General features: G+C 63.3%; 20 protein-coding genes. 6 read left to right on the top strand and 14 right to left on the bottom strand.

The window, feature by feature from the left end; translation table 11 throughout:
* Positions 1 to 28: 28 nt before the first annotated feature.
* A complete protein-coding gene (locus PQ467_RS16055; protein ID WP_274174365.1) occupies positions 29 to 1,555 on the bottom strand; it encodes an aldehyde dehydrogenase (NADP(+)) in 1,527 nt (508 codons plus the stop codon).
* 55 nt (positions 1,556 to 1,610) lie between these two features.
* Entirely contained in the window at positions 1,611 to 2,945 is a 1,335-nt protein-coding gene (locus PQ467_RS16060; RefSeq protein ID WP_274174366.1) for a sugar MFS transporter, read from the bottom strand.
* Positions 2,946 to 3,224: 279 nt separating this feature from the next.
* Here PQ467_RS16060 and PQ467_RS16065 point away from each other — a divergent pair, with 279 nt between their 5' ends.
* Together PQ467_RS16065 and PQ467_RS16070 are read left to right on the top strand one after the other, a co-directional pair.
* The gene (locus PQ467_RS16065) at positions 3,225 to 5,015 is read left to right on the top strand and encodes an IlvD/Edd family dehydratase (protein ID WP_274174367.1); all 1,791 of its coding nucleotides are present in this window, start codon (positions 3,225 to 3,227) and stop codon (positions 5,013 to 5,015) included.
* Positions 5,016 to 5,026: 11 nt separating this feature from the next.
* Complete coding sequence (locus tag PQ467_RS16070) at positions 5,027 to 5,893, top strand: SMP-30/gluconolactonase/LRE family protein (protein WP_274174368.1); 867 nt, start codon at positions 5,027 to 5,029, stop codon at positions 5,891 to 5,893.
* Here the strand turns inward: PQ467_RS16070 and PQ467_RS16075 are convergent.
* From PQ467_RS16075 to PQ467_RS16095, 5 genes are all read right to left on the bottom strand, one after another.
* On the bottom strand, positions 5,869 to 6,582 hold the full coding sequence (locus tag PQ467_RS16075; RefSeq protein WP_274176189.1) for a FadR/GntR family transcriptional regulator: 714 nt from the start codon (positions 6,580 to 6,582) through the stop codon (positions 5,869 to 5,871). The two genes, PQ467_RS16070 and PQ467_RS16075, sit on opposite strands and share 25 nt — an antisense overlap.
* Before the next feature lie 295 nt (positions 6,583 to 6,877).
* Entirely contained in the window at positions 6,878 to 7,864 is a 987-nt protein-coding gene (locus PQ467_RS16080; RefSeq protein WP_274174369.1) for an NAD(P)H-dependent flavin oxidoreductase, read from the bottom strand.
* 308 nt (positions 7,865 to 8,172) lie between these two features.
* Complete coding sequence (locus PQ467_RS16085; RefSeq protein ID WP_274174370.1) at positions 8,173 to 9,819, bottom strand: electron transfer flavoprotein-ubiquinone oxidoreductase; 1,647 nt, start codon at positions 9,817 to 9,819, stop codon at positions 8,173 to 8,175.
* A gap of 3 nt (positions 9,820 to 9,822) precedes the next feature.
* On the bottom strand, positions 9,823 to 10,752 hold the full coding sequence (locus tag PQ467_RS16090; RefSeq protein ID WP_274174371.1) for an electron transfer flavoprotein subunit alpha/FixB family protein: 930 nt from the start codon (positions 10,750 to 10,752) through the stop codon (positions 9,823 to 9,825).
* Between the two features lie 38 nt (positions 10,753 to 10,790).
* Positions 10,791 to 11,537, bottom strand: coding sequence for an electron transfer flavoprotein subunit beta/FixA family protein (locus tag PQ467_RS16095; protein WP_274174372.1), 747 nt, complete (start codon positions 11,535 to 11,537; stop codon positions 10,791 to 10,793).
* A gap of 183 nt (positions 11,538 to 11,720) precedes the next feature.
* On the opposite strand from PQ467_RS16095, the gene PQ467_RS16100 reads away from it, so the two are divergent.
* Positions 11,721 to 12,323 (top strand): TetR/AcrR family transcriptional regulator, encoded by a 603-nt coding sequence (locus tag PQ467_RS16100; protein WP_274174373.1) that lies wholly within the window; start codon positions 11,721 to 11,723, stop codon positions 12,321 to 12,323.
* A 10-nt stretch (positions 12,324 to 12,333) separates the two neighbouring features.
* Here the strand turns inward: PQ467_RS16100 and eat are convergent, their stop codons facing one another.
* From eat to PQ467_RS16115, 3 genes are read right to left on the bottom strand one after another with little or no spacing between them, the layout of a single operon-like run.
* Complete coding sequence (eat, locus tag PQ467_RS16105; RefSeq protein WP_274174374.1) at positions 12,334 to 13,692, bottom strand: ethanolamine permease; 1,359 nt, start codon at positions 13,690 to 13,692, stop codon at positions 12,334 to 12,336.
* The gene (gene eutC, locus PQ467_RS16110) at positions 13,689 to 14,483 is read right to left on the bottom strand and encodes an ethanolamine ammonia-lyase subunit EutC (RefSeq protein ID WP_274174375.1); all 795 of its coding nucleotides are present in this window, start codon (positions 14,481 to 14,483) and stop codon (positions 13,689 to 13,691) included. Before eutC ends, eat begins: the two co-directional genes overlap by 4 nt.
* Positions 14,480 to 15,874: an ethanolamine ammonia-lyase subunit EutB gene (locus tag PQ467_RS16115; protein WP_274174376.1), complete on the bottom strand. Its 1,395-nt coding sequence runs from the start codon at positions 15,872 to 15,874 to the stop codon at positions 14,480 to 14,482. Before PQ467_RS16115 ends, eutC begins: the two co-directional genes overlap by 4 nt.
* Before the next feature lie 811 nt (positions 15,875 to 16,685).
* Between PQ467_RS16115 and PQ467_RS16120 the strand changes: the two genes are divergently transcribed.
* Together PQ467_RS16120 and PQ467_RS16125 are read left to right on the top strand one after the other, a co-directional pair.
* Positions 16,686 to 17,699: a hypothetical protein gene (locus tag PQ467_RS16120; RefSeq protein WP_274174377.1), complete on the top strand. Its 1,014-nt coding sequence runs from the start codon at positions 16,686 to 16,688 to the stop codon at positions 17,697 to 17,699.
* Complete coding sequence (locus PQ467_RS16125) at positions 17,693 to 18,448, top strand: hypothetical protein (RefSeq protein WP_274174378.1); 756 nt, start codon at positions 17,693 to 17,695, stop codon at positions 18,446 to 18,448. The genes PQ467_RS16120 and PQ467_RS16125 overlap by 7 nt, the downstream gene beginning before the upstream one ends.
* A 566-nt stretch (positions 18,449 to 19,014) precedes the next feature.
* On the opposite strand, the gene PQ467_RS16130 is transcribed toward PQ467_RS16125, so the two are convergent.
* On the bottom strand, positions 19,015 to 19,227 hold the full coding sequence (locus PQ467_RS16130; protein WP_274174379.1) for a helix-turn-helix transcriptional regulator: 213 nt from the start codon (positions 19,225 to 19,227) through the stop codon (positions 19,015 to 19,017).
* Positions 19,228 to 20,122: 895 nt separating this feature from the next.
* Here PQ467_RS16130 and PQ467_RS16135 point away from each other — a divergent pair.
* Positions 20,123 to 21,040, top strand: coding sequence for a HEPN domain-containing protein (locus PQ467_RS16135; RefSeq protein WP_274174380.1), 918 nt, complete (start codon positions 20,123 to 20,125; stop codon positions 21,038 to 21,040).
* A gap of 115 nt (positions 21,041 to 21,155) precedes the next feature.
* Here PQ467_RS16135 and PQ467_RS16140 read toward each other — a convergent pair whose 3' ends face one another.
* From PQ467_RS16140 to PQ467_RS16150, 3 genes are read right to left on the bottom strand one after another with little or no spacing between them, the layout of a single operon-like run.
* Positions 21,156 to 21,395 (bottom strand): RNA polymerase sigma factor, encoded by a 240-nt coding sequence (locus PQ467_RS16140; RefSeq protein WP_274174381.1) that lies wholly within the window; start codon positions 21,393 to 21,395, stop codon positions 21,156 to 21,158.
* Between the two features lie 3 nt (positions 21,396 to 21,398).
* Positions 21,399 to 21,809 carry a DUF2958 domain-containing protein gene (locus PQ467_RS16145; RefSeq protein WP_274174382.1) on the bottom strand — a complete coding sequence of 137 codons (411 nt, stop codon included), beginning with the start codon at positions 21,807 to 21,809 and terminating at the stop codon, positions 21,399 to 21,401.
* The gene (locus PQ467_RS16150; RefSeq protein ID WP_274174383.1) at positions 21,806 to 22,849 is read right to left on the bottom strand and encodes an ArdC family protein; all 1,044 of its coding nucleotides are present in this window, start codon (positions 22,847 to 22,849) and stop codon (positions 21,806 to 21,808) included. Before PQ467_RS16150 ends, PQ467_RS16145 begins: the two co-directional genes overlap by 4 nt.
* Between the last annotated feature and the right edge of the window lie 374 nt (positions 22,850 to 23,223).

A 23,223-nucleotide genomic window follows, 5' to 3' on the forward strand; every position in this document is an offset into this window, starting at 1 on the left:
GGGACACCCGGCGGGGTGAATGCCAAAATCAGAGCGTCAGAACACCGTCGATCAGTCGCGGCGCACCATCGCCGCGCGCCTCATCGCGCAATTCGGCGGGCAGCAGCGCGGACGCGATGTTCTGATAGCTGACCGGACGCAGGAAACGGTCGATGGCAAGAGTGCCCACCGAGGTCGTGCGCGGATCGCTGGTGGCCGGGAAAGGCCCGCCATGGACCATCGCATGGCACACCTCAACGCCCGTGGGCCAGCCATTGGCTAGAATGCGCCCGACCTTGCGCTCCAGCACCGGCAGGAGCGCGGCGGCCAGATCGGCATCGGCATCATCCATGTGCAGCGTGGCGGTCAATTGCCCTTCCAGCCCCTTCAGAACCGCCGTTAGCTCCGCCGCATCGGCGCAGCGCACGAGGATCGAGCTGGCACCAAACACCTCATGCGCCAGCGCCGGATTGGCGAGGAAGGTGGCCGCCGTGGTCTGGAACAGGATCGCGCCGCATGCGGTGCCCTCGCCCGGTTCGCCCGCCGCCAGTTGCTCCACGCCATCCGCGCCTGCCAGAGCAGCAGTGCCGCTGCGATAGGCCGCGCCGATGCCCTTGGTCAGCATGGTCTGCGCGGGGGCCTGCGCCACGGCGCCGGTGGCGGTGGCGACGAAGGCCTCCAGCCCCTCGCCCTCAATGGCCAGCATCAGGCCGGGATTGGTGCAGAATTGCCCCGCGCCCATCGTCAGCGAGCCGACAAAAGCGGTGCCCAGCGCCGCGCCGCGCGCCTTCAGGGCTTCGGGCAGAAGAAGGACGGGGTTGATGCTGCTCATTTCGGCATAGACGGGGATCGGCACCGGGCGCGAGGCGGCAAGTGCCACCAGCGCCAGACCGCCCGCGCGCGATCCGGTAAAGCCCACCGCCGCAATGCGCGGGTCTTTCACCAGCGCCGCGCCCAATTCATTCGACGGGCCGACCAGATGGCCGAACACGCCGCCCGGCAGACCGCAGGCCGCCACCGCCCGCGCAATGGCCGAAGCCACCAGCGCGCCGGTTTCGGGATGCGCCGGATGGCCCTTGACCACCACCGGGCAACCGGCGGCCAGCGCCGAGGCCGTGTCGCCACCAGCGGTCGAGAAAGCCAGCGGGAAGTTGGACGCGCCAAACACCGCCACCGGCCCCACCGGGATCATGCGCAGGCGCAGATCGGGGCGCGGCAGAGGCGCGCGGTCGGGCAGCGCGGGGTCGATGCGCAATTGCTGCCATGCACCGGCGCGCACCACGCCCGCGAACAGGCGAAGCTGGCCCATGGTGCGGCCGCGTTCGCCTTCAAGGCGGGCGCGGGGCAGGCCGCTCTCGCGCATCGCCGCCACGATCAGATCATCGCCAAGGGCAAGAATTTCATCGGCGATGGTTTCGAGGAAGGCCGCGCGCGTTTCACGATCCGTGGCGCGATAGGCGTCAAAGGCGGCCTCGGCGGCGGCGCAGGCCGCCTCGACCTGCGCCAAACCATCGACGGCAAAGGCGGGGCCGGTTGCCTGCCCCGTGGCGGCATCCATCGAACGAAATTCAGTCATCGAAAACTCCACGTTGCACTCGCGACCGCCGCCGAAGCGTTTAGTCAGAGTAAAATCATTCCACCTCAAGATCCGGTAAGGCATGGGTGAGGCGCGAACCCCAGACCGCGTAGAACAGGGTGTAAAGCTCGCACACGGCGGTCAGGATAAAGGAAGTCTGCAACCCGTAACGGTCGGCCAGCCAGCCTTGCACCGCAACCAGCGCCCCGCCCGCAATCGCCATGATCAGCAGGCCCGAGCCCTCCTCGGTCAGCGGGCCAAGGCCGCGAATGCCCAGCGTAAAGATCGTGGGGAACATGATCGAGTGGAACAGGCCGACCAGGATCAGCGACCACATCGCCACCGGCCCCGTCGACACCACCGTAACGCCCATCACCACAAAGGCGCCAACCGAAAATACCGCCAGAACGATTCCCGCATCAACCTTTTGCATAATGGCCGAACCGACAAACCGGCCCACCATCATCCCGCCCCACAGCAGCGTGAGATAGCGCCCGGCCTGCTCGGCGGTCATGCCGCCGATGTCGGGGCGGCTGATGAAATTGATGAAGAGATTGCCGACCCCGATTTCCGCGATCAGGTAAATGAAAATAGCCGGAACCCCCAGCACCAGATTGCGATGCTGCCACAGGGGATGGTTCCAGAAGCGATCCCAGAGCGAGCCTTGCGGGGCCGCGTCCTTGACCCGGCGATTGGCCGCCCCGATGGCGGGCAGAGGAAAGCGCGCGATGGCAATGGCCAGCACCGTTAGCACGGCCGCAACAATGCCATAGGGCAGGATGACCGAATGCGCATCGGCGAGACGTTCGGCCTGGGTCAGCACCGTTCCCGCCGCCGTCGTGCCTCCCTTGGACCGGCCCAAAATCAGCCATGCGCCAAACATCGGCGCCAGCATCGTCCCGGCCGAATTCATCGCCTGCACCAGATTGAGGCGCGAGGAGGCGGTTTCGGCAGGCCCGATCACCGCCACGTAAGGATTGGCCGCGACCTGAAGCAGGGTGATCCCGCTGGCGATGACAAAGAGCATGGCCAGCGTGACGCCATAGGAGGGGATCGAGGCCGCCACCATCATGCCCACCGCCCCGGCCGCCATTATCAGCAGGCCCGTGACCAGCGATTTCTGATAACCGATCCGCTCGATCAGCATGGCGGCGGGGATTGAGGCGAAGAAATAGGCGATGAACCACACCGATTCGATCAGCGCGGCCTGAAAATAGCTCAGTTCAAACACGGACCGCAGATGGGGCAGCAGCGTGCCGTTGATGACCGTGATAAAGCCCCACATGAAAAACAGCGTGGCCAGCAGCGAAAGGGCGCGGCCATAATGGCCATGACTGTGGGGCGCATCTGTTGGCGTGACGCTCGCACTCAAACCTGCAGGGGGGGCCATCTCGATCCTCTCAAAAGCTGTCGGCTTGCCATTGGTCTGGCATAGCGACTTGCGCTCATCATATTTGTCGGACTATAGAGCGGGCAAGGCCGCGTCAATGGCCCACGATTGCCGGGAGAGACTAGGCATGAAATTTTACGCCCTCGCACCCTTTGCCGCCCATCGCGCGGGGGCGGCCCATGAGGCCTCAGGTCACAAAGCCGATGGGCGAAAAACCGACAGGCGCCGATTGCCCGCCAAGCACCATCGCCCCATCCTCTCGCATTGATTGAAGGCATTATGACCGAGACACGCACATTGCGCAGCCGCGCCTGGTTCGACAATCCCGACAATATCGACATGACCTCGCTCTACCTTGAGCGCTATCTCAACTATGGGATCAGCCTTGAGGAATTGCGCAGCGGCCGCCCGATCATCGGCATAGCCCAGACCGGCAGCGACCTTTCGCCCTGCAACCGCCACCACCTCGTGCTGGCCGAACGCATCCGCGAGGGCATCCGCGAAATGGGGGGCATCGCGCTGGAATTTCCGGTCCACCCCATTCAGGAAACCGGCAAGCGCCCCACCGCCGGACTCGACCGCAATCTGGCCTATCTGGGGCTGGTCGAGGCGCTGTATGGCTATCCGCTCGACGGCGTGGTGCTGACCACGGGATGCGACAAGACCACGCCCGCGCTGTTGATGGCGGCGGCCACGGTCAACCTGCCCGCGATTGCATTGTCGGTCGGGCCGATGCTCAATGGCTGGCACAAGGGCGAGCGGACGGGCAGCGGCACCATCGTGTGGAAGGGCCGCCAGATGCTGGCCGCCGGTGAAATCGACGATGAGGGCTTCATCAAGCTCGTCGCCTCCAGCGCGCCCAGCACGGGCTATTGCAACACGATGGGCACGGCCTCAACGATGAACAGCCTTGCCGAGGCTCTGGGCATGATGCTGCCCGGCTCTGCGGCCATCCCCGCCCCCTATCGCGACCGTCAGGAATGCGCCTATCACACCGGCAAGCGCATTGTGGAGATGGTGCATGAGGATCTCAAACCCTCCGACATCCTGACGCTGGATGCGTTTCACAATGCCATCGCGGTCAATTCGGCCATCGGCGGATCGACCAATGCGCCGATCCATCTGGCCGCGATTGCCCGCCATATCGGCGTCGATCTGCCGCTGACCGATTGGCAGGAGATCGGCCACAAGATCCCCCTGCTGGTGAACCTGCAACCGGCGGGCGAATATCTGGGTGAGGACTATTACCGCGCGGGCGGCGTGCCCGCCGTGGTCGCACAATTGATGGGTCAGGGCCTGATCCGCGAGCAGGCCATGACCGTCAACGGCAAGACCATCGGCGAAAACTGCCGGGGCGCCGCCATCGAGGATGAAAAGGTGATTCGCCCGTTCAACCAGCCGATTTTGGAGGATGCCGGTTTCCTCGTCCTGTCGGGCAATCTGTTCGATGCGGCGATCATGAAGACCAGCGTGATTTCGGAGGAATTCCGTGCGCGCTATCTGTCCAGCCCCGATGATCCCGAAGCGTTTGAAGGCCCGGCGGTCGTGTTTGACGGGCCGGAGGATTATCACCACCGCATCGACGATCCCGCCGTCGGCATCACGCCCGAAACGCTGATGTTCATGCGCGGCGCCGGCCCCATCGGCTATCCCGGCGCGGCCGAGGTGGTCAACATGCGCCCGCCCGCCTATCTGATCACCGAGGGCGTTTCGGCCCTGCCCTGCATCGGCGACGGGCGTCAGTCGGGCACCAGCGGCAGCCCGTCGATCCTGAACGCATCGCCCGAAGCGGCGGCCAATGGCGGCCTCGCGCTGTTGAAAACCGGCGACCGGGTGCGGATCGACCTGCGCAAGGGCACGGTCAATGTGCTGATTCCCGATGAGGAATTGGCCGACCGTCGCAAAGCCCTGGTCGAGGCGGGCGGCTATGCCTATCCGGCCAGCCAGACGCCGTGGCAGGAAATCCAGCGCGCCCTGGTGGGCCAGATGAACAGCGGCGCCATTCTGGAAGGGTCGGAGAAATATCAGCGTATCGCCCAGACCATGGGCCTGCCCAGAGACAATCACTAAGGGACACCAGCATGGGCAAGGTAACGCGCATTGATCGCCCCATCCGCGACACGCTGGGCGAAGGCGCCCTGTGGTGCGCGCGCGATGGTGCGTTCTATTGGGTGGATATCCTTGCCCCTGCGCTCAACCGGCTCGTGCTGGAAAGCGGCGAGATCAGCCGCTGGGACATGCCCGAGCCGCTGGGCTGGGTGGTCGAACATGGCGCGGGCGGCTTTGTCGGCGGCTTTCGCAGCGGGATCGCGCGCATCACGCTCGATCCTTTGACCATCGGCCCGCGCAGCGGCCCGGAAGCCCATTTGCCCGGCAACCGCATGAATGACGGCAAGGCCGATGCCGAGGGCGCGATCTGGTGCGGCACGATGGACATGGCCGAAGAAGCCGACAGCGGCTCGCTCTATCGCCTCTCGCCATCGGGCCAATGGGCGCGGATGGACAGCGGATACCGCGTGCCCAACGGGCCCGGGATTTCGCCCTGCGGCCGCTGGCTTTATCATGCCGACAGCGCCCGGCGGATCATCTATCGCTTTGCCCGCAGCGATGATGGCCTGACCGACCGCCGGACCTTTGTCGAATTCGGCGAGGAGGACGGCTATCCCGACGGCATGAATTGCGATGCCGATGGCTATCTGTGGGTGGCGCATTGGGATGGCGGGCGGATCAGCCGGTTTGCCCCCGACGGCAGGCTGGATCGCGCCATCGCCATCCCGGCGCGGCGCATCACCAATATGGCCTTTTGCGGCGAAGGGCTCGACCGCCTCTTCGTCACCTCGGCGGCCATCGGATTGCCGCCGTCCGAAGATGACGGTGCGATTTTCGAGGTGGAAACCGGGCTGCGCGGCAACCCGGCCTATCCTTATACCGGCCCGATCTCGGGCTGAGGCAGGGCGGCAAGGCCCATTTCCTCGGCGGTGTCGTTCATCGCCAGATCGACCAGCACGCGCATCGCCTCGGCGGCGGCATCGGCATCGCCTGCGGCAATCGTCTCATAGACCTTGGCATGATCGGGGATCGGATTGCGCGGAAGCGCGCGTGAGCGCTGCTTGTACTGCGTCGTCCAATGCACCGCCGCGCCGATGCTGGCCGAAAGGACCACCAGCGCGGGGTTGCGCGTGGCGCGCAGGATCGCATCGTGGAAATCGCGGTCGCCCGCCCGCCCCGCTTCGGTCGCCAGCGTATGGCGACGCATCGCGGCCAGCGCATCCTTCATCGCGCGCAGATCTTCCCGATCGCGCCTTTGCGCGGCAAAGCGCGCCGCCGCCGGTTCAACCACCGATCGCAGTTCAAAGATGCCGCGTACCAGCACCGGGTCCGGCTCGCCCGCAAAGGCCCAGGCGAGCACATCGGGGTCAAGCAGGTTCCAGCGCGTGCGGGGCAGCACGCGCGTGCCCGCCTTGGGGCGACTTTCCACCAGACCCTTGGCCGCCAACACCTGCATCGCCTCGCGCAGCGCCCCGCGTGAGACATCAAGCGCCTCGGCAAATTCAACCTCGCTCGACAGCACCGTACCCGGGGCATAGACCCCCGAGACGATATCCGTGCCCAGCCGATGCGCAATGGCCCCCTGCAACCGGCGCCCGGTGCCGCGCTTGGCCTTTTTGGGAACGGCTTCTTGCGGGGCTTCTTGCGGGGCTTCTTGCGGGGCCTCCTCCGGCTCGGTCAAATTCCCGCCCCCGGATGCATCGTCATTGCCCTTTTCACTGTTTCCGCGATCCTCTTTCAAAACCCCATGGTCGATCTGGACGGGATAGCACAGGAAACGGGCGCGGGCGAATAGTTCAACACATAAACCCGCTTTCCGCCGCCGCATCGCATCGTCCGGGACAAGGCGAGCAGGAATCGCGGCGGCTCGGGAGCATTTGCGGTCAGCGCGGCGCCGTGATTGGTTCGACAAATTTCATCAACCGCTGCGTAATCACCTCCTCTGCCTCGTGCATGATGCGCTGGATGAGCTGCTCGCATGTAGGGATGTCGTGGATGATGCCCATCACGAGGCCCGCGGTGATGACGCCATGGGCGGTGTCGCCGGTGTTCAGGCCCTCGCGGCCGCGCGCGCCCTTGACCAGCGGGGCGATGGTTTCAAACGGTTCACCCCGGCCTTCGGCCTCGCGCACGGCCTGCGAGATGGCGTTGCGGGCCACGCGGGCGGTGTTGCGAAACGAGCGGAAGATAAGGTCGGTGCCCCGCTCGTCGCCCTCGACCAGCATGCGCTTGATGTCGGGGTGGATCGGCGCCTCGACGGTAGCGCAAAAGCGGGTGCCCATATTGATCCCCTCGGCCCCCAGCGCCAGCGCGGCGGCAAGGCCCCGCCCGTCACCAAAACCCCCGCTGGCCAGCAGCGGAACCTTTACCCTGTCCGCCGCCGCCGGGATCAGGATCAGGCCGGGAATGTCATCCTCGCCGGGGTGCCCCGCGCATTCAAAGCCGTCGATGCTGATGATGTCGGCCCCCATCCGCTCGGCGCTCAGCGCATGGCGGACAGCGGTGCATTTGTGCAGCACGGTGATGCCGTGGCTCTTGAAATCCTCGACATGCTCGCGCGGATTGTGGCCTGCAGTTTCCACGATCGTGATGCCGCTCTCGATAATGGCGCGGCGATACTGCGCATAAGGCGGCGGGTTGAGCGAGGGCAGCAGCGTCAGGTTCACCCCGAACGGCTTGTCGGTCAGCGCGCGGCAGCGCTCGATCTCGGCGCGCAGAGCATCGGGCGTGGGAAAGGTCAGCGCGGTGATGATGCCAAGCCCGCCCGCGTTCGACACCGCGCTCGCCATGTCTGCTGTGCCAACCCACATCATCCCGCCCTGAACAATGGGGTGCTGGATGCCGAGCATTTGCGTGATGCGGGTTTGCATGGGGGTGGTCCTCTCGGTTTGGGGTTTTAGGGTTTTTGCCTCCGGCGGGCAAAGGGCGGGGGCCCTTTGCGATCCCGTTATGGGGGTGGTGGGAGGTTGGCTGGGTGGTTTGTGGTTCGGGGGTTTAAGGCCTGCGGCGCGGCGAGCTCAGGTTTTTGCGCCGCAGGCTTTGCAATGTCGACATTGCATATTGGCCACCTTGGCCGAGATGAAGCGCAACGCAGACAGTAACGGGAGCGCGAGGGCCAACCGATTTGTCTGGACAAATCGGCATTTTAAACGCGTCCCTCGCATCTACCCCTTCCCCCTCACATATTGGGATAATTGGGCCCACCGCCGCCTTCGGGCGCGACCCATGTGATGTTGCCGGTGGGGTCCTTGATGTCGCAGGTCTTGCAGTGGACGCAGTTCTGGGCGTTGATCTGGAGGCGCTTGGCATCGCCCTCGCCCACAAACTCATAGACCCCTGCCGGGCAGTAGCGCGCCTCCGGCCCGGCATAGCGGGGCAGGTTGATGCGCGTGGGCACCGAGGGGTCGGCCAGTTTCAGGTGGCAGGGCTGATCCTCCGCATGGTTGGTGAAGGAGAAGGACACGCTGGTCAGCCGGTCAAAGCTGATCACGCCATCGGGCTTGGGATAGGCGATGGGCTGATAGAGATCGGCCCGGCCCGTCGCCTCGGCATCGGTGTGATGCGCCATCGCGCCAAACGGGTTGATGCGCAGATAGCGCGCCCACATATCCGCACCCGCCAGCACCGTGCCCAGCGCCCCGCCGAACTTCGCCACCAAAGGCTGCGCGTTCTGCACCAGCTTGAGTTCGTCGGCGATCCAGCTCTCGCGCAAGGTAGCCTCGTAGCCATCCAGCTGCGCGCCCTCCTGCCCTGCCGCAATCGCCGCCACAATCGCCTCGGCGGCCAGCATGCCGCTCTTCATCGCCGTATGGCTGCCCTTGATGCGCGGCACGTTGACAAAGCCCGCGCTGCACCCGGCCAGCACCCCGCCGGGGAAGGCCAGATGCGGCACCGATTGCCACCCGCCCTCGTTGATCACCCGCGCGCCATAGCTGACGCGTTTGCCGCCTTCGAGGATCGCCCGGATCGCCGGATGCTGCTTCCAGCGCTGGAATTCCTCATACGGGCTGACATGCGGGTTCTTGTAATCGAGCGCCGTCACAAAACCCAAGGCCACCTGCCCGCCCGCCTGATGATAGAGGAAACCCCCGCCCCAACTCTCGCTCTCACTGAGCGGCCAGCCCTGCGTGTGCAGCACGCGGCCCGGCACGTGCTTGTCGGGCGCAATGTCCCACAATTCCTTGATGCCCAGACCATAGACCTGCGGCTGACAATCGCGCTCCAGAGCGTACTTCGCCTTGACCCTTTTGGTCAGATGCCCGCGCGCGCCCTCGGCCAGGATCGTGTATTGCGCCGTCAGGTTCATGCCGGGCTGGTAATCCGGCTTCGGATTGCCATCATGGTCCACGCCCATATCGCCGGTCTGCACGCCGATGATGCGGTCGCCGTCATAGAGCAATTCTGCCGCCGGGAAGCCGGGGAAGACCTCCACCCCCAGCTCCTCGGCCTTGCCCCCCAGCCAGCGGCACAGATTGCCGAGGCTGACGGTGTAATTGCCATCATTGCTCATAAACGGCGGCATCAGCGCATGGGGCACCGCATAATGCCCGCCCTTGGTGAGAACCCAGTGCCAGTTGTCCGTCACCGGCGTTTCCGCCAAAGGGCAGCCATCGGTCCGCCAATCGGGCAGCAGCTCATCCATCGCGCGCGGATCGACCACCGCGCCCGAGAGAATATGCGCCCCCACTTCCGAGCCCTTCTCCAGCACGCAGACGCTCAGATCGGCATTGAGCTGCTTGATGCGGATGGCGGCGGCAAGCCCCGCAGGCCCCCCGCCGACCACCACCACGTCATAGGGCATCGTGTCGCGCTGGATGTCGTCCATGGCTTACAGCTTCCCCGTCAGCTCGGGCACGGCGGTAAACAGATCCGCGACCAGCCCGATATCGGCCACCTGGAAGATCGGCGCGTCCTCGTCCTTGTTGATGGCGATGATGGTCTTGCTGTCCTTCATGCCCGCAAGGTGCTGGATCGCCCCGGAAATGCCCACGGCAATGTAAACCTGCGGCGCGACGATCTTGCCGGTCTGGCCCACCTGATAGTCATTGGGCACATAGCCCGCGTCCACGGCGGCGCGGCTCGCGCCCACCGCCGCGCCCAGCTTGTCGGCCAGCGGCAGGATCGTGGCGGCAAAGGTCTCGGCATCCTTCAGGGCCCGCCCGCCCGAGACGATCACCTTGGCGCTGGTCAGTTCGGGGCGTTCCGACTTGGCGATTTCCGCGCCGACAAAGCTGGAAATTCCCGCGTCCCCGGTGGTGGCGACGGCCTCGATGGTCGCGCTGCCGCCGGTGGCTTCGACCTTGGCAAAGGCGGTGCCGCGCGCGGTGATCACCAGCCTGGCATCCGAGCTCTCGACCGTGGCGATTGCATTGCCCGCATAGATCGGGCGGGTGAAACTCTTGGGGCCCTCGACGCTCAGAATATCCGAGATCTGCGCCACATCGAGCAAAGCCGCCACGCGCGGGGCGATGTTCTTGCCCGTGGTCGTTGCGGGCGCGACAAAGGCGTCATAGCCCTCCATCAGACCCACCACCAGCGGCGCAACATTCTCCGCCAGCCCATGCGCATAGGCCGCATCATCGCCCACCAGCACCTTGACCACGCCCGCGATTCCCGCCGCCGCCTCGGCCACAGCGCCAACGCCGGAACCGGCCACCAGCACATGCACCTCGCCCAGTTGCGAGGCCGCCGTCACCGCCGAGAGCGTCGCATCCTTGAGCGCCGCATTGTCATGCTCGGCCCACACCAAAACAGCCATGTTACAATTCCTTTTCTTGGTTTCGCCCTCGCCTTCGCTCAGGCGACGCCCAATTCTTTAAGCTTGCCCAGCAGCGCATCGACATCGGCGACCTTCACGCCTGCGCTGCGCACCGCCGGTTCGGAAACCTTCAGCACCTTCAGGCGCGGCGTGATGTCCACACCGTAATCGGCCGGGCTCTTCGTCTCGAGCTTCTTCGACTTGGCCTTCATGATGTTGGGCAGCGAAGCATAGCGCGGTTCATTGAGCCGCAGGTCGGTCGTCACAATCGCGGGCAGCGTGAGCTTGACCGTCTCCAGCCCGCCATCGACCTCGCGCGTCACCAGCACCGCCTCGCCCTCAACCTCGACCTTACTGGCAAACGTCCCCTGCGGGCGGCCCGTCAAGGCAGCCAGCATCTGCCCCACCTGATTGCTGTCATCGTCAATCGCCTGCTTGCCCAGCACCACCAGTTGCGGGGCCTCCTCGGCCATGATCTTCGCCAAAATCTTCGCCACCGCCAGCGGCTCGACCGTCTCTTCCGTGCTCACCAAGATCGCCCGGTCCGCCCCCATGGCCAGAGCCGAACGCAACGTCTCCTGAGCCTTGGCCGGGCCAACCGACACCACCACAACCTCGGTGGCCACGCCCCGCTCCTTCAAGCGAACAGCCTCCTCCACCGCGATCTCGTCAAACGGGTTCATGCTCATCTTCACATTGCTCAGGTCAACACCCGAACCATCCGCCTTCACACGAGGCTTCACGTTGTAATCAAGCACGCGCTTGATCGGTACCAGCAGTTTCATGGTTGCGTCACCTTTACCTTCCAGCACCCGAGTCCACAGGCGCTTGCATGGCCGTTGAACAAGGCCTATACCAAACATCTGTTACAGTCAAACGAGGAAGCGTATTTTGGCTCTGCCCTCCCCCTCCTGCCGCGCCGCCAACGAGCCGAACCGCATGGCCGCAACGGGGCAAGGGGCAGCGGCATGACCAAGGCGCAGCCCACCCCCCGCACGCGCCGCCAGCCGACCGAGCAAGGCAGCAATCGTCGCAACCAAATTCTTGAAATCGCGGCCCATCTCTTCGCGGCCAAGGGCTATGCCGGAACCTCTATGCGCGATATTGGCGAAGAGGCGGGCGTGCTCGGCGGCTCGCTGTATCACCACGTCAAATCAAAGGATGCGCTCTTTGCCGAGCTGCATAATCACGCCCTTGATCAGGCAGGCGCGCGAATCGTCGAGGCCATTGCCGACATCGACGACCCTTGGCAAAAGCTGGAAACCGCCTGTGTCACGATGCTGGAAATCCAGCTCGATCCGCAATCGCTGACCACGCCGATGATGAATGATTTCCGCACCGCGCCCGAACCGCTGCGCCGCCTGCTGATCGAGCGGCGCGACGCGTTTGAGGCGATCTTTGGCCGGATCATTGCCGACCTTGGCCTGCCGCCGCATATCGACCTGTCGATCTATCGCATCACGCTGCTGACCATGCTGAATCACACAACAGACTGGTATCGCCCCGGTCGGCTAAGCCCCGCCGAGATCGGGCGCCAAGTGGCCGCGATCTTGCGCGCGGGGCTGGCCTGACGGACGGATATCAACCGCCCTGCCCCCCAGACCAGCGGCGAAACAACGCAGAGCCCGCCACCATCATCCCCATCAGCCCGGCAAAGACGGCGGCCAGTAACGGATTGTTGTAAACCATCGTCAGCAGAGCCAGACCGGCCATGCCCAGCGCAAAGGCCGGCGCATAGGGATAGGCCGGAGCGCGCCAAGGGCGCACCAGATCGGGATCGCATCGCCGCAGGCGGAACAGCGCAGCGATAGAAATCAGATACATCAACAAAGCGCCAAAGGCCGACAAGGTGACGATACTGGCGGTCAGCGGCTGACCGGCGATGGAGATCAGATGGTCGCTGTAGATCGTGGCGATGCCCACGGCCCCGCCCGCCAGCGTCGCGACATGGGGGGTTTTGAAGCGCGGATGAAGCCGGGCAAAGACATGGGGCAAGAAGCCCGCACGCCCCAGCGCAAAGATCTGGCGGGCATAGCCCATGATGATCCCGTGAAACGAGGCGACCAGCCCGAACAGGCCCAGCCAGACCAGCATATGCAGCCAGCCGCTGGCCCCGCCCACCGCGCGCTTCATGGCCTGCGGCAAAGGATCGTTCAGATTGGCAAGCGCGGCCCAATCGCCCGACCCGCCCGCCAGCAGCATCACGCCAAAGGCCAGCGCCACCAGCGTCAGAATGCCCGCAATATAGGCGCGCGGGATGGTGCGGCGCGGATCCTTCGCCTCCTCGGCCGCCATGGCCACGCCCTCGATCGCCAGAAAGAACCAGATCGCGAAAGGCAGCGCGGCAAAAATGCCCCCTAGGGCCGCCGGTGAAAAATGATCGCGCCCCGCCCAGCCATGGGCCATAAAATGCGACAGGCTGAAGGCAGGCCGGACCACCGCCATGAACACCAATAGCTCACCCACCGCCAGCAGGGTCATCACCAGTTCGAAACTGGCCGCAATATGCACACCGATGATGTTGAGCGCCATGAACAGCAGATAGGCCCCCAGCGCCGTGGTGCGCGGCGAAAGCGCGGGAAACTGGACATTGAGATAGGCCCCGATGGCCAGAGCGATGGCCGGGGGCGCAAAGAGAAATTCGATCAGCGTGGCAAAGCCCGCAATGGCGCCGCCCGTCGGCCCAAAGGCGCGCAGCGCATAGGCAAAGGGGCCGCCCGCATGGGGGATGGCCGTGGTCAGCTCGGTAAAGGAAAAGATGAAGGCCACATACATCGCCGCAACGGCCAGCGTGGCGACAAGAAACCCCAGCGTTCCCGCGCTGGCCCAGCCATAGCTCCAGCCGAAATATTCGCCGGAAATCACCAGCCCCACCGCGATGCCCCACAACTGGAACGTGCCCAGCCGCTGTTCAAGATGCATGGTCGGTCTGGCGGTCATGGCTCTGGCTCTGATCGTGGCAGGGGGACATTCGGCGGGGCAAGAGGCGCTTCCTCCTTGAGGCCGACCCCGGACAGGCCGCGCCGCAAGGCCTCGCGCACCAGCCAGCCCAGTTTGCGGGCGGCCTCTTGGCAAGACAGGCCGCCCGCATCGTGGATGTTTGATATGCAGTTGCGCTCGCTGTCGCGCCGCCCGATGCGCGGGGCATAGGTCAGATAGATCCCCAGACTGTCGGCCACGCTGAGACCCGGACGTTCGCCCAGGATCATCACGCAGATCCTCGCGCCCAACGCCTCGCCCACCGGATCGCCCAGCGCGACGCGGGCCTGATGCGCAAGGACTACCGGGCCGACCGACAGATCCGCCAGTTCACGCATCGCCGCCTTGACCAGAGCGGCGCCGCGGGCCTGAACAGCGCCGGGCGAGAGACCATCGCCCAGCACGAAAAGCACGTCGCACCCATCGCCCCGTCCCGCCAGCATCCGGGCCGAGCCGGGCGCCAATTGCCGCCCCAGATCGGGGCGGCGCAGATAGGTGGCGCGATCAGATGCGGCGCTTTCGACCATGACCACCGGCAGCGGAGCCAGCGCGCGCGCCAATGCATCGCGGTCCAGCCCGCCATGCACGGCATCGCGTGCGCGCGCATGGGCCAGTTGAAAATCAAGCACCTCGCCCAGAGGCAGCGCATGGCCGACCCGCCCCAGCCCGATGCGCGCAGGCGTGCTGCGGCGCAGACGCTCCCAAAGATCGGTGCTTGTCGGCCCTGCGGGTCCTTCCGGCATCCCGCTCATGCCAGCGCCCCCCGCCCCGCGATCAGCCGCGTCAGCCGCGCCGGATCGGCCAGCGCGCGAATCGTGCCGTCGCCCCCCAGCACCCCCATCTTTTCCAGCCATGCCTCGAATTCGGGCGCCGCGCGCAAACCCAGCGTCCCGCGCAGAAAGAGCGCATCGTGATAGGACAGGCTTTGATAGGAAAGCATGACATCGTCGCTGCCCGGAACGCAGATCAGGAAATTGCAGCCCGCCACGCCCAGCAGCACCATCAGATTGTCCATGTCGTCCTGATCGGCCTCGGCATGGTTGGTATAACAGATGTCGCAGCCCATCGGCACGCCCAGCAGCTTGCCGCAGAAATGGTCCTCCAGCCCGGCGCGGATGATCTGTTTGCCGTCATAGAGATATTCCGGGCCGATAAAGCCGACCACCGTATTGACCAGCAAGGGCGAGAACGCCCGCGCCACGCCATAGGCGCGCGCCTCCATCGTTTGCTGGTCAACGCCGTGATGGGCATCGGCCGAGAGCGCGGCGCCCTGTCCGGTTTCGAAATACATCACATTCTGCCCGACCGTGCCGCGCCCCAGCGCCAGCGCCGCATCGCGCGCCTCGGCCAATATCGCGAGATCGACACCAAAGCCCCGGTTGGCCGCCTCGCTGCCCGCAATGGACTGAAACACCAGATCAACCGGCGCGCCCCGCCGCATCAATTCGATCGTATTGGTGACATGGGTCAGCACGCAGCTTTGGGTGGGAATGGCGTAAAGCTGGCGCAATTCATCGAGCATATGGAGCAGCGCCAGCGCGCCGGGCACATTGTCGGTTGCCGGGTTGATGCCGATCACGGCATCCCCCACACCATAGAGCAGCCCATCGAAAATCGCGGCGGCGATGCCCTGCGGATCATCGCCGGGATGGTTGGGCTGCAGCCGGGTGGAAAGCCGCCCGGCAAGGCCGATCGTGTTGCGAAAACCGGTGATGACCCTTGCCTTGCGCGCCACGGCGATCAAGTCCTGATTGCGCATCAGTTTGGAGACGGCGGCGACCATTTCCGGCGTCAAACCGGGAGCGGCGGCGCGCAGCATGTCCTCATCCGTGGCGGTGTCGAGCAGCCAGTCGCGCAGGCCCCCGACGGTCAGATGGGCCAGCGGGGCAAAGGCCGCGCCATCATGGCTGTCGCAGATCAGCCGGGTGACTTCGTCCTCCTCATAAGGGATCAGCGGTTCGGCAAGAAAGCGGGCGAGCGGTACATCGGCCAGCACCGCGCGCGCAACCACCCGCTCCGCCCCGCTTTGCGCCGACAGCCCGGCCAGATCATCGCCCGAACGCGCCGGAGAGGCCTTGGCCAGCACCTCCTTGAGATCGCCGAACCCATAGCGCCCGCCTCCGAAATCGCCTCGATACCGCAAACCGTATCGCCCCCTTGTCGGACCGGCGGCGCAACCGCCGCCAACGCGACGCATCGGATGACCGACCCTGAATTGTGCGGATATGATAAAGTGGAAAAGCCTGCCGGTCGCTGCGTAATTTACACCAGCATAAGCCAAGGATGCGACACCGGGCACGAGACCGGCAGCGCATGGACAGGCGAGGAGGATAACGCCATGGATTTCCGTGATTATTTCACACGGTTGGAGGCCCGAGCCGGAATCGAATTGATAAAATAAACAATTGTTTTAAAATAACAATAGTTCCGGTTGGGAAATTTTACCATCACCAAGTCCATCAGACTTGATTCTAATCTGGGTTCGATGCCGAAATCCGGAATCGAAGGCATTCTCTCCCGATTCGCAGCTTGATTCGGACGCTGAAATGCTTGGCTTTCCCCAAAGCAGTCAAAGAGCCCATTTCACACTTTTATGGTGGCAATTTTGGCGGCGTCAGAGCTGATTTTCACTCGCCTTTTTTCCGTGAACGAGGGATGCGAAAGCAGCAGCCCATCAAGAGATCCCCGTCATGCAGACATCTGCATTCCATCGTGGGACGAAATAGTCCTGCCGCAGCGGCTTGGTACGCTTAGCCAAACTTTGCCCACGATACCTCTTTCAAACTTGCCCTTAGTGTACTTTTCCAGCTTGCTGCCGGAAGCCTAGGGAAGAACGGTTTCGCCCGAAAGTGGCCACCTCAAGATCAAACTGACACGACGCTTAAATCAGCGAAGCCAACATTTCTAACATTAGAGTGGATATTTAACATCACTAGTGTTAGAGTGCCGATGTGATGTTAGATGAGTTTCCCGATCCACAGCTGCGGGCGCTTGCGAGCGCAACGGAGACCTACGCGCGCGAAGCCTTTGGCGCCCATCTTCACCTCGATCCTATCAAGCCTCTGGGCTTGCCCCATTACCTTCTGGATCGATACAGCCTCTGGAAGGGGGAACTGCTGGATGGCCCTGCCACCTTCATCCTTCCGCAAAATGGCTCAATCGGTAGTGTAGACGAATATCTGAAGCACCGCGATCAAATATGGCGACGCCTCGATAACAGCCTTCTGGTGCTGGTCCTCGAAGGGGTGCCAGCAACGCTGCGCCGTCGTCTCGTCGAAAAGCGCGTAGCCTTCATCTCTCCAGGCAGGCAATTCTATGTGCCCGAGGCGCTTCTCGATCTGCGCGAAATCTATTCCAGCCAGCCTGCTGCGCCATCCGGGCAATTGTCGCCGACAGCCCAGGTTATAGTGCTCGCGGCCTTGTTGGGGCACGAGGTCAACGATGCAAACATGACCCAGCTCGCCGATCGCTATCGGGTGGCGATCATGAGCATCAGCCGCGCCGTCGACGAACTGGAAGCATTGAAACTGGCGCAGCCGCATCATGTCGGTCGTCAGCGCCGCCTGCGCCTGCGCATGAACGGTGCGCAGCTATGGCGCGCCATTGAAGATCGGCTACAATCCCCGGTGCGAAAATCCCGCTCCGTCATAGGCGAACTGCCGGACGATCTTGCGGTCCTAGCCGGTGAAAGCGCGCTTGCACGCTATACCATGCTGGCAGAGCCGAAGATCATATGCCGAGCCTTACCGGCATCGGCCTGGAAGCGGATAGCCAAGGATTACAGGCTTGAGAGCAGCTGGGATCGTGACGAACGCAGACAGGAAGTCCAGACCTGGGCCTATGATCCGCAGCCTCTAAGCGAGAACGGAATGGCAGACCGGATTTCGCTGTACCTGAGCACACGGCATGACCCTGACGAACGTATTGCCCAGGCAGCCGAGCAACTTCTGGAGTCCTTTGAATGGTAACTGGCGTCGATCGCTTCCGCGCCCATTTTGTGGATCATGAGCATCAGTATGTCCTGATTGGCGGCGCGGCATGCGAACTGATCATGGACGACGCTGGTCTCGATTTTCGCGCGACCAAGGATCTGGATATCGTGCTGATCGTCGAGGCGCTCGATCCTGCATTTTCAGAGGCATTCATGGCCTTTGTCGAAGCGGGAGGCTACGAAATTCAGCAACGCAGTGAAGGGGCGCGGATCTTGTATCGCTTCGCGAAACCCGCAGCCGACGGGTATCCTGCGATGCTGGAGCTGTTTTCCAATGTTCCGGATGGTTTCGACTTGGCCCCCGGCAGCCACCTCACGCCCATTCCCATAGCCGAGGAAGCCGCCAGCCTCTCCGCGATCCTCCTGGACAAGGATTATTATGCTTTCCTAAAGACGATGGTCCGCCCTCTGGACGGCATTCCGGTTTTAGACGAAGCTGCCATCATCCCGTTCAAGGCTCGCGCTTGGATCGACCTCAGTCGCCGTCAGGCTGAAGGGGAGAAGGTCGATAGCCGCGATGTGAAGAAGCACCGCAACGATGTCACGCGCATGTTGCAGCTCCTGAGCCCGGAAGCACGGTACGATCTCCCGGATGCGATCAGGGCCGACATGCAGGTGTTTGTCGAAGGCCTCGCAACGCAGGACGATTTCGAGCCCAAATATTTCGGGGTCGCGATGACGAAGGGCGTCGTGATCGATCGCTTGCGGAGCGCCTATAAGCTCTGAAATCGAGGTGAATATAGCGGCAAAGGTTGCCAAGGAAAGGTATCTCTGGAAATCCCGACTGCCACATCCCATACCCAGCAGGTACCCTCAGATACTCCCTCTGACCATATCACCGGGGCGCACATGGTGTAAGCTATAGCTAGCCCGCGATCCTGAAGCGGAGTGCCAGATCACTCGGCAGCGTCCAGTCCGTTATCCAACGATAGAGCGCCCCTTCAAGGGCTTCGTCGAGCAGACCAAGCAACTGACTATGACTATAGAGCCCATAGCAGCCGTTGGGTAGAGAGGTAGCAGCATTTTGCACCTTCGAAAGCTCGCTTGCACATGCGGCCTCGAACACCGTTTACGGGATTTATGACCGGCGCCGGTATCGGGATAATCGCGCGGCAATGCACCTGTGATGGAGCGGTCATCTGGACGTATGGAGGGCTTCAAAAAGCGACAAGCCTTCCCTGTCGAGGAAGGCTTGCGCATGAAAAGGGCTGTCCATCCGGAGTCGCTTCGCATGATCGATTGGTCTGCCAAAGCCGGTCATGCGAATGGTCCGCAGGTAGGCTATGACAGCTTCAAGATTCCATCCCAGCGTTGTCCGCTCGCCAACCCGCCGGATCATGGATCCATTGATTGATGGTTGACTCATACCAGCCAGCGCCGCGCGTACTGATCGGCACTTGTCGCGGAAATGTGCCGTCTGCGATCTTGCGATAGAGGGTCGAACGCGACAGCCCGGTGCGGGCAAGAACGGTTTTCAAACGGACGATGCGTTCGTTGCCGGTCATTGGGCAGATCCTTTTTGGAAGGCCTGCCCACCACAGGTCGGGAACGGCATGGCGGAGGGGTAGGCGCAGGAGCAACGCACCAGAAGCGCGGCGCTGTCGCGAACGATCGCGATCATCATGTGCCGCCATACCCGGTCGACACACGATCGCAGCAGGCCCAGTGAGGGGGAATTGACAGCGCGCGCAGGTAGCATCCAGGCGGTATGACGCGATCTGTCAGGACTGAAATTCATTCTGAACATGGCAAAAGCCTCCATATGGGGAAACCTTCGCCGGGGTCATGAAGCGCTGTCGAAGATACAGGTGCATGGCCTTCATTTCAAGCTCAGCATCCCGGCGCACGGCGCGATCCCGGGCACCACAGCACCTCGGGAACGACCGATCTTTCCGGGGTAGCATTCCCTCTCTCATCCAAAGGCCTGTCATGCCGGGTGGTACATGTATTACGGAAAAAACTGTTCTCTTTCCGCTGGTTGAGGCCGCACCTGTTGAGGCTTGTGTGCACTGTACAACGCAGCACCGAAAATCCGTCTTACACGTATTACAGCCTCAAGAAGCTGATTTTCATGCCAAAATTGGCAGCAGCACCCGTGCGTAGGGTCCATTACACTTACGCCCGCTTTGGGCGTGCGTCCGACTTACCGCATGGGCCTGTCCCATGCGCCGATCCACGACTTACATGGGTGGCCAAATGGCTGGCTTTATGGGATGATTCGTCGATGTCGGGGGCGGCCCCTTTGGGGGGCTTTGGCGACAGCGAGGCCGATGACAAATGCCCTTTGGGTAAATCCCTGCGTGTCCTGGGGAACGGGCAGTCATGCAGGAACGCGGCCCCCTTTTCGCCACCGGTCAATTCAGTTGCACAGGGCCTGCAAGATGTTGTTAGGATGAGGTGATGAAGACCGATCTCGATCATCTGCCGGCCCATAAGCAGCGCGAACTCGACCGCGTGGTGCAACTGCTGTTCGAGGAATTTGACGGTGCGCATGTGGAGGCAACCGGCAGGCGCAAAACGGGGAAGATCGTCAAGATCATTCTCTACGGCAGTCATGCGCGCGGCGGCTGGGTGGACGAACCTCATACCGCCAAGGGCTACCGCTCCGACTTCGATCTGCTGATTATCGTCAGCCAGAAGGAACTGGCTGACCGGGCGGCCTACTGGACGAGAGCGGACGAACGCCTGATCGAGGAGATGATCGCGGGGCGGTTGCGGACCCCGGTCAATTTCATCGTGCATTCGCTCCAACAGGTGAACGACGGTCTCGCCCATGGGCGGTTTTTCTTCATGGACATCGCCAACGAAGGTATCGCGATCTACGAATCCGATGACCGTGAGTTGGCAAGGCCTGTGCCAAGGACACCGCAGGCCAATCTCGATATGGCGCGGGAGTATTTTGAGGAGTGGATGGGGAACGCAGTCGGTTTCTCAGAAAACTTCAAATTCTCTCTGTCGCGGGGAGATTGTAAGCGGGCTGCGTTCCTTCTCCATCAAGCGACGGAGAGCCTCTTCCACGCTGCCCTTCTCGTGAGCACCTTGTATTCGCCACATAATCACAATCTCGCCTTCCTGCGCACCCAGGCCGAGCGGCTGGATCTCCGGCTGGTGGCTGCATGGCCTCGCGAATTGCGCAAGGATCGCGCACTGTTCGAGAAGCTCAAGGACGCTTACGTCAAGGCCCGCTACTCCAAACATTATCGGATCACAGCCGAGGAACTGGCATGGCTGGGGGAACGGGTCGAGGAACTCGGGCGCATCGTCCACACCATCTGCACGGAACGTCTCGCCGCACTGGAAGCTGCTGTGAAGGGGTGATGGCCTGTTGGCCATTACCCCTTCAATCTCCCCCTACGCCCACGCCACGGGGCGACACACAGCCTCTCAACACCCTTTCCGCGCCTGTCCTGCTTCCATGCCGGTCGCCTCGCTGTCAGAGCTCCTCCAGCCCCTCGGTTAGCTTGCTGAGCGCCCCCGCCAGAGCGGTTTTCACCTCCGCGACACTCACCCCGAGACGGAAGGCGATGGCACCATGGCTGAGGCCATCCCTAGCTGACAGAAGATAGGCTACCCTTTCCACCATCGGCAATGTGTCGAGCAGGGCAATCAGGCGCTGGCGTTGCCCTGCGGTCTGATCCTGAGGCTGGCCACGGTACTGTCGTTCGCGCCCCATGGCCTATGCCCTGCCGCTGCGGTTGGACACACCACCGTTCCGCTTCAAGGACATTTCCGCCCAGGTGAGCGAACCCAGTCGCCGTGCGGTCTGCGTCCATAAGGACAGCGGGTGAAGGCTGGAGAAGTGCTCATCCCGCTCGATCCGCAGACCTAAGGGCAGACGCACCGAGGCCAACTCGTTCAGCGAGAAATAGCCCAGTTCGGAACAACCGAAACCCAGATCGGCCAGCCCGAATAAGGTATCACCATCCTCGTCCAGTTCGCTCGCCAGCCATGTCGCCGCGCCGCAGGGGTTGAACAGTTTGAGCACAGGCACCGGATCGGGCGCGGGCAGATTGTCGCGCTGCGCCACCCTATGAAGAGCGCCATTGACCAGCAGGGCCACACGGATCTTTTCGGGAAGGAGGATCATGCCGCTGCCCTCCCTTTGGTGATAGAGTCCTGCTCCGGTTCAGCAGGCTTCGACTGCGGCTCCTCCCCGCTGTCCTCGCCGTCCTTGCTCACCCTGTATTCGGCATGTTTTGCCAGCAACCAGTCGGCGGCCTTGCTGGCCTGACTGGCGGCGCGGAAGATGGCACGGTTATCCTCGCGCAGCACTTCCAGCCATGAACCGAGGTAATCGGCATTGCGCACGGTCGGCACAATGCCCAGCGCCGCACAGAGGAAAGCCGAACCCATTTCCGCCACCATTTCCTCGCGGGCATAATCCTTGCTGCCAAAGGGATTGAGGATCTTGCGATCCAGCCGTGAGCCATGACCTGTGGCATGGCAAAGCTCATGCAGGGCCGTGCGGTAATAATTGATCTGCTCGAAGAAGGCCGGTTGCGGTGGCACCTGCACATAATCGGCAGAGGGGACATAGAAGGCCTTACCCCCGCCGATACGGAAAGGCACGCCCGACGCGGTGATGACTTCCTCGGCCAACGGGACCATCTCCCGCTCGGGCAAGGGCGCAGGATCACCGGAAAGCTCTTTGCCCTGCCCCTCGCATTGCGCGACATTGAAGACGGTAAAGCGCTTGAGGAAGGGAACCGAACGGGCATCCTCGCCGCTTTCCTGCGCGCGCGCCTTCTCCACCTGCGGGGTGAAGCGGTCGGCATAGACCACCGTCACGCCTTTCTCGCCCTTGCGGACATTGCAGCCTGCTTCAAGCGCCTGCCGGAAAGTCAGCCAGCCTTGCGAAGGATAGCCGCCCTCGATCACGCTGCCCCAGAGCAGCAGCACATTGACGCCGGAATAGCTTCTGCCGGTCAGCGCATTATGCGGGAGTGCTGGACACAGGCCACCCTGTCCCGAGCCATCCACCGTCCCCCATGGCTGCACCCATGGAAAGCGCCCCGCCTCAAGCTGGGTAATGATCTTTGCCGTCACTTCATCGTAAAGCGAATTGCGGTTCCCGCCGCGCGGCGCTTCACCCTCGCCCGCAACGCAACCTTTGCTTGTCTGACGCATGGTATCCTCCTTGCGCCACCCCAAACCAACACCGGCTTCCCCTTGGAGCGTGGGTGGGCGGCACCAGCGCCGTTCAGGGCGGGACCACAGGGCCGGGCTGCACCTCCGGCCGCAACAACGTGGAGGAGCCGGGCCGAAGACCCGGCTTGCAGCCCGGACGGGCCCGCCCAAAAGGGCGCGCCGCCCACCCGCGCTCCGCGGGGAAGGCCACACAAACGCCGCCGTGCGGCAACGCGCGGCGTCAGCAGTGAGACTTCAGGACTTTGGACAAAGGATCGTCACCCGCAGGGACGGAACGCAGATAGGCGGTCCGGGGGCGCCGGAGGCGACCTAGAGCCTGGTCACGGACGACGCAAGAGCGGCGGGCAGGATGG

Source organism: Novosphingobium sp. KACC 22771 (assembly GCF_028736195.1).
Lineage (GTDB): Bacteria > Pseudomonadota > Alphaproteobacteria > Sphingomonadales > Sphingomonadaceae > Novosphingobium.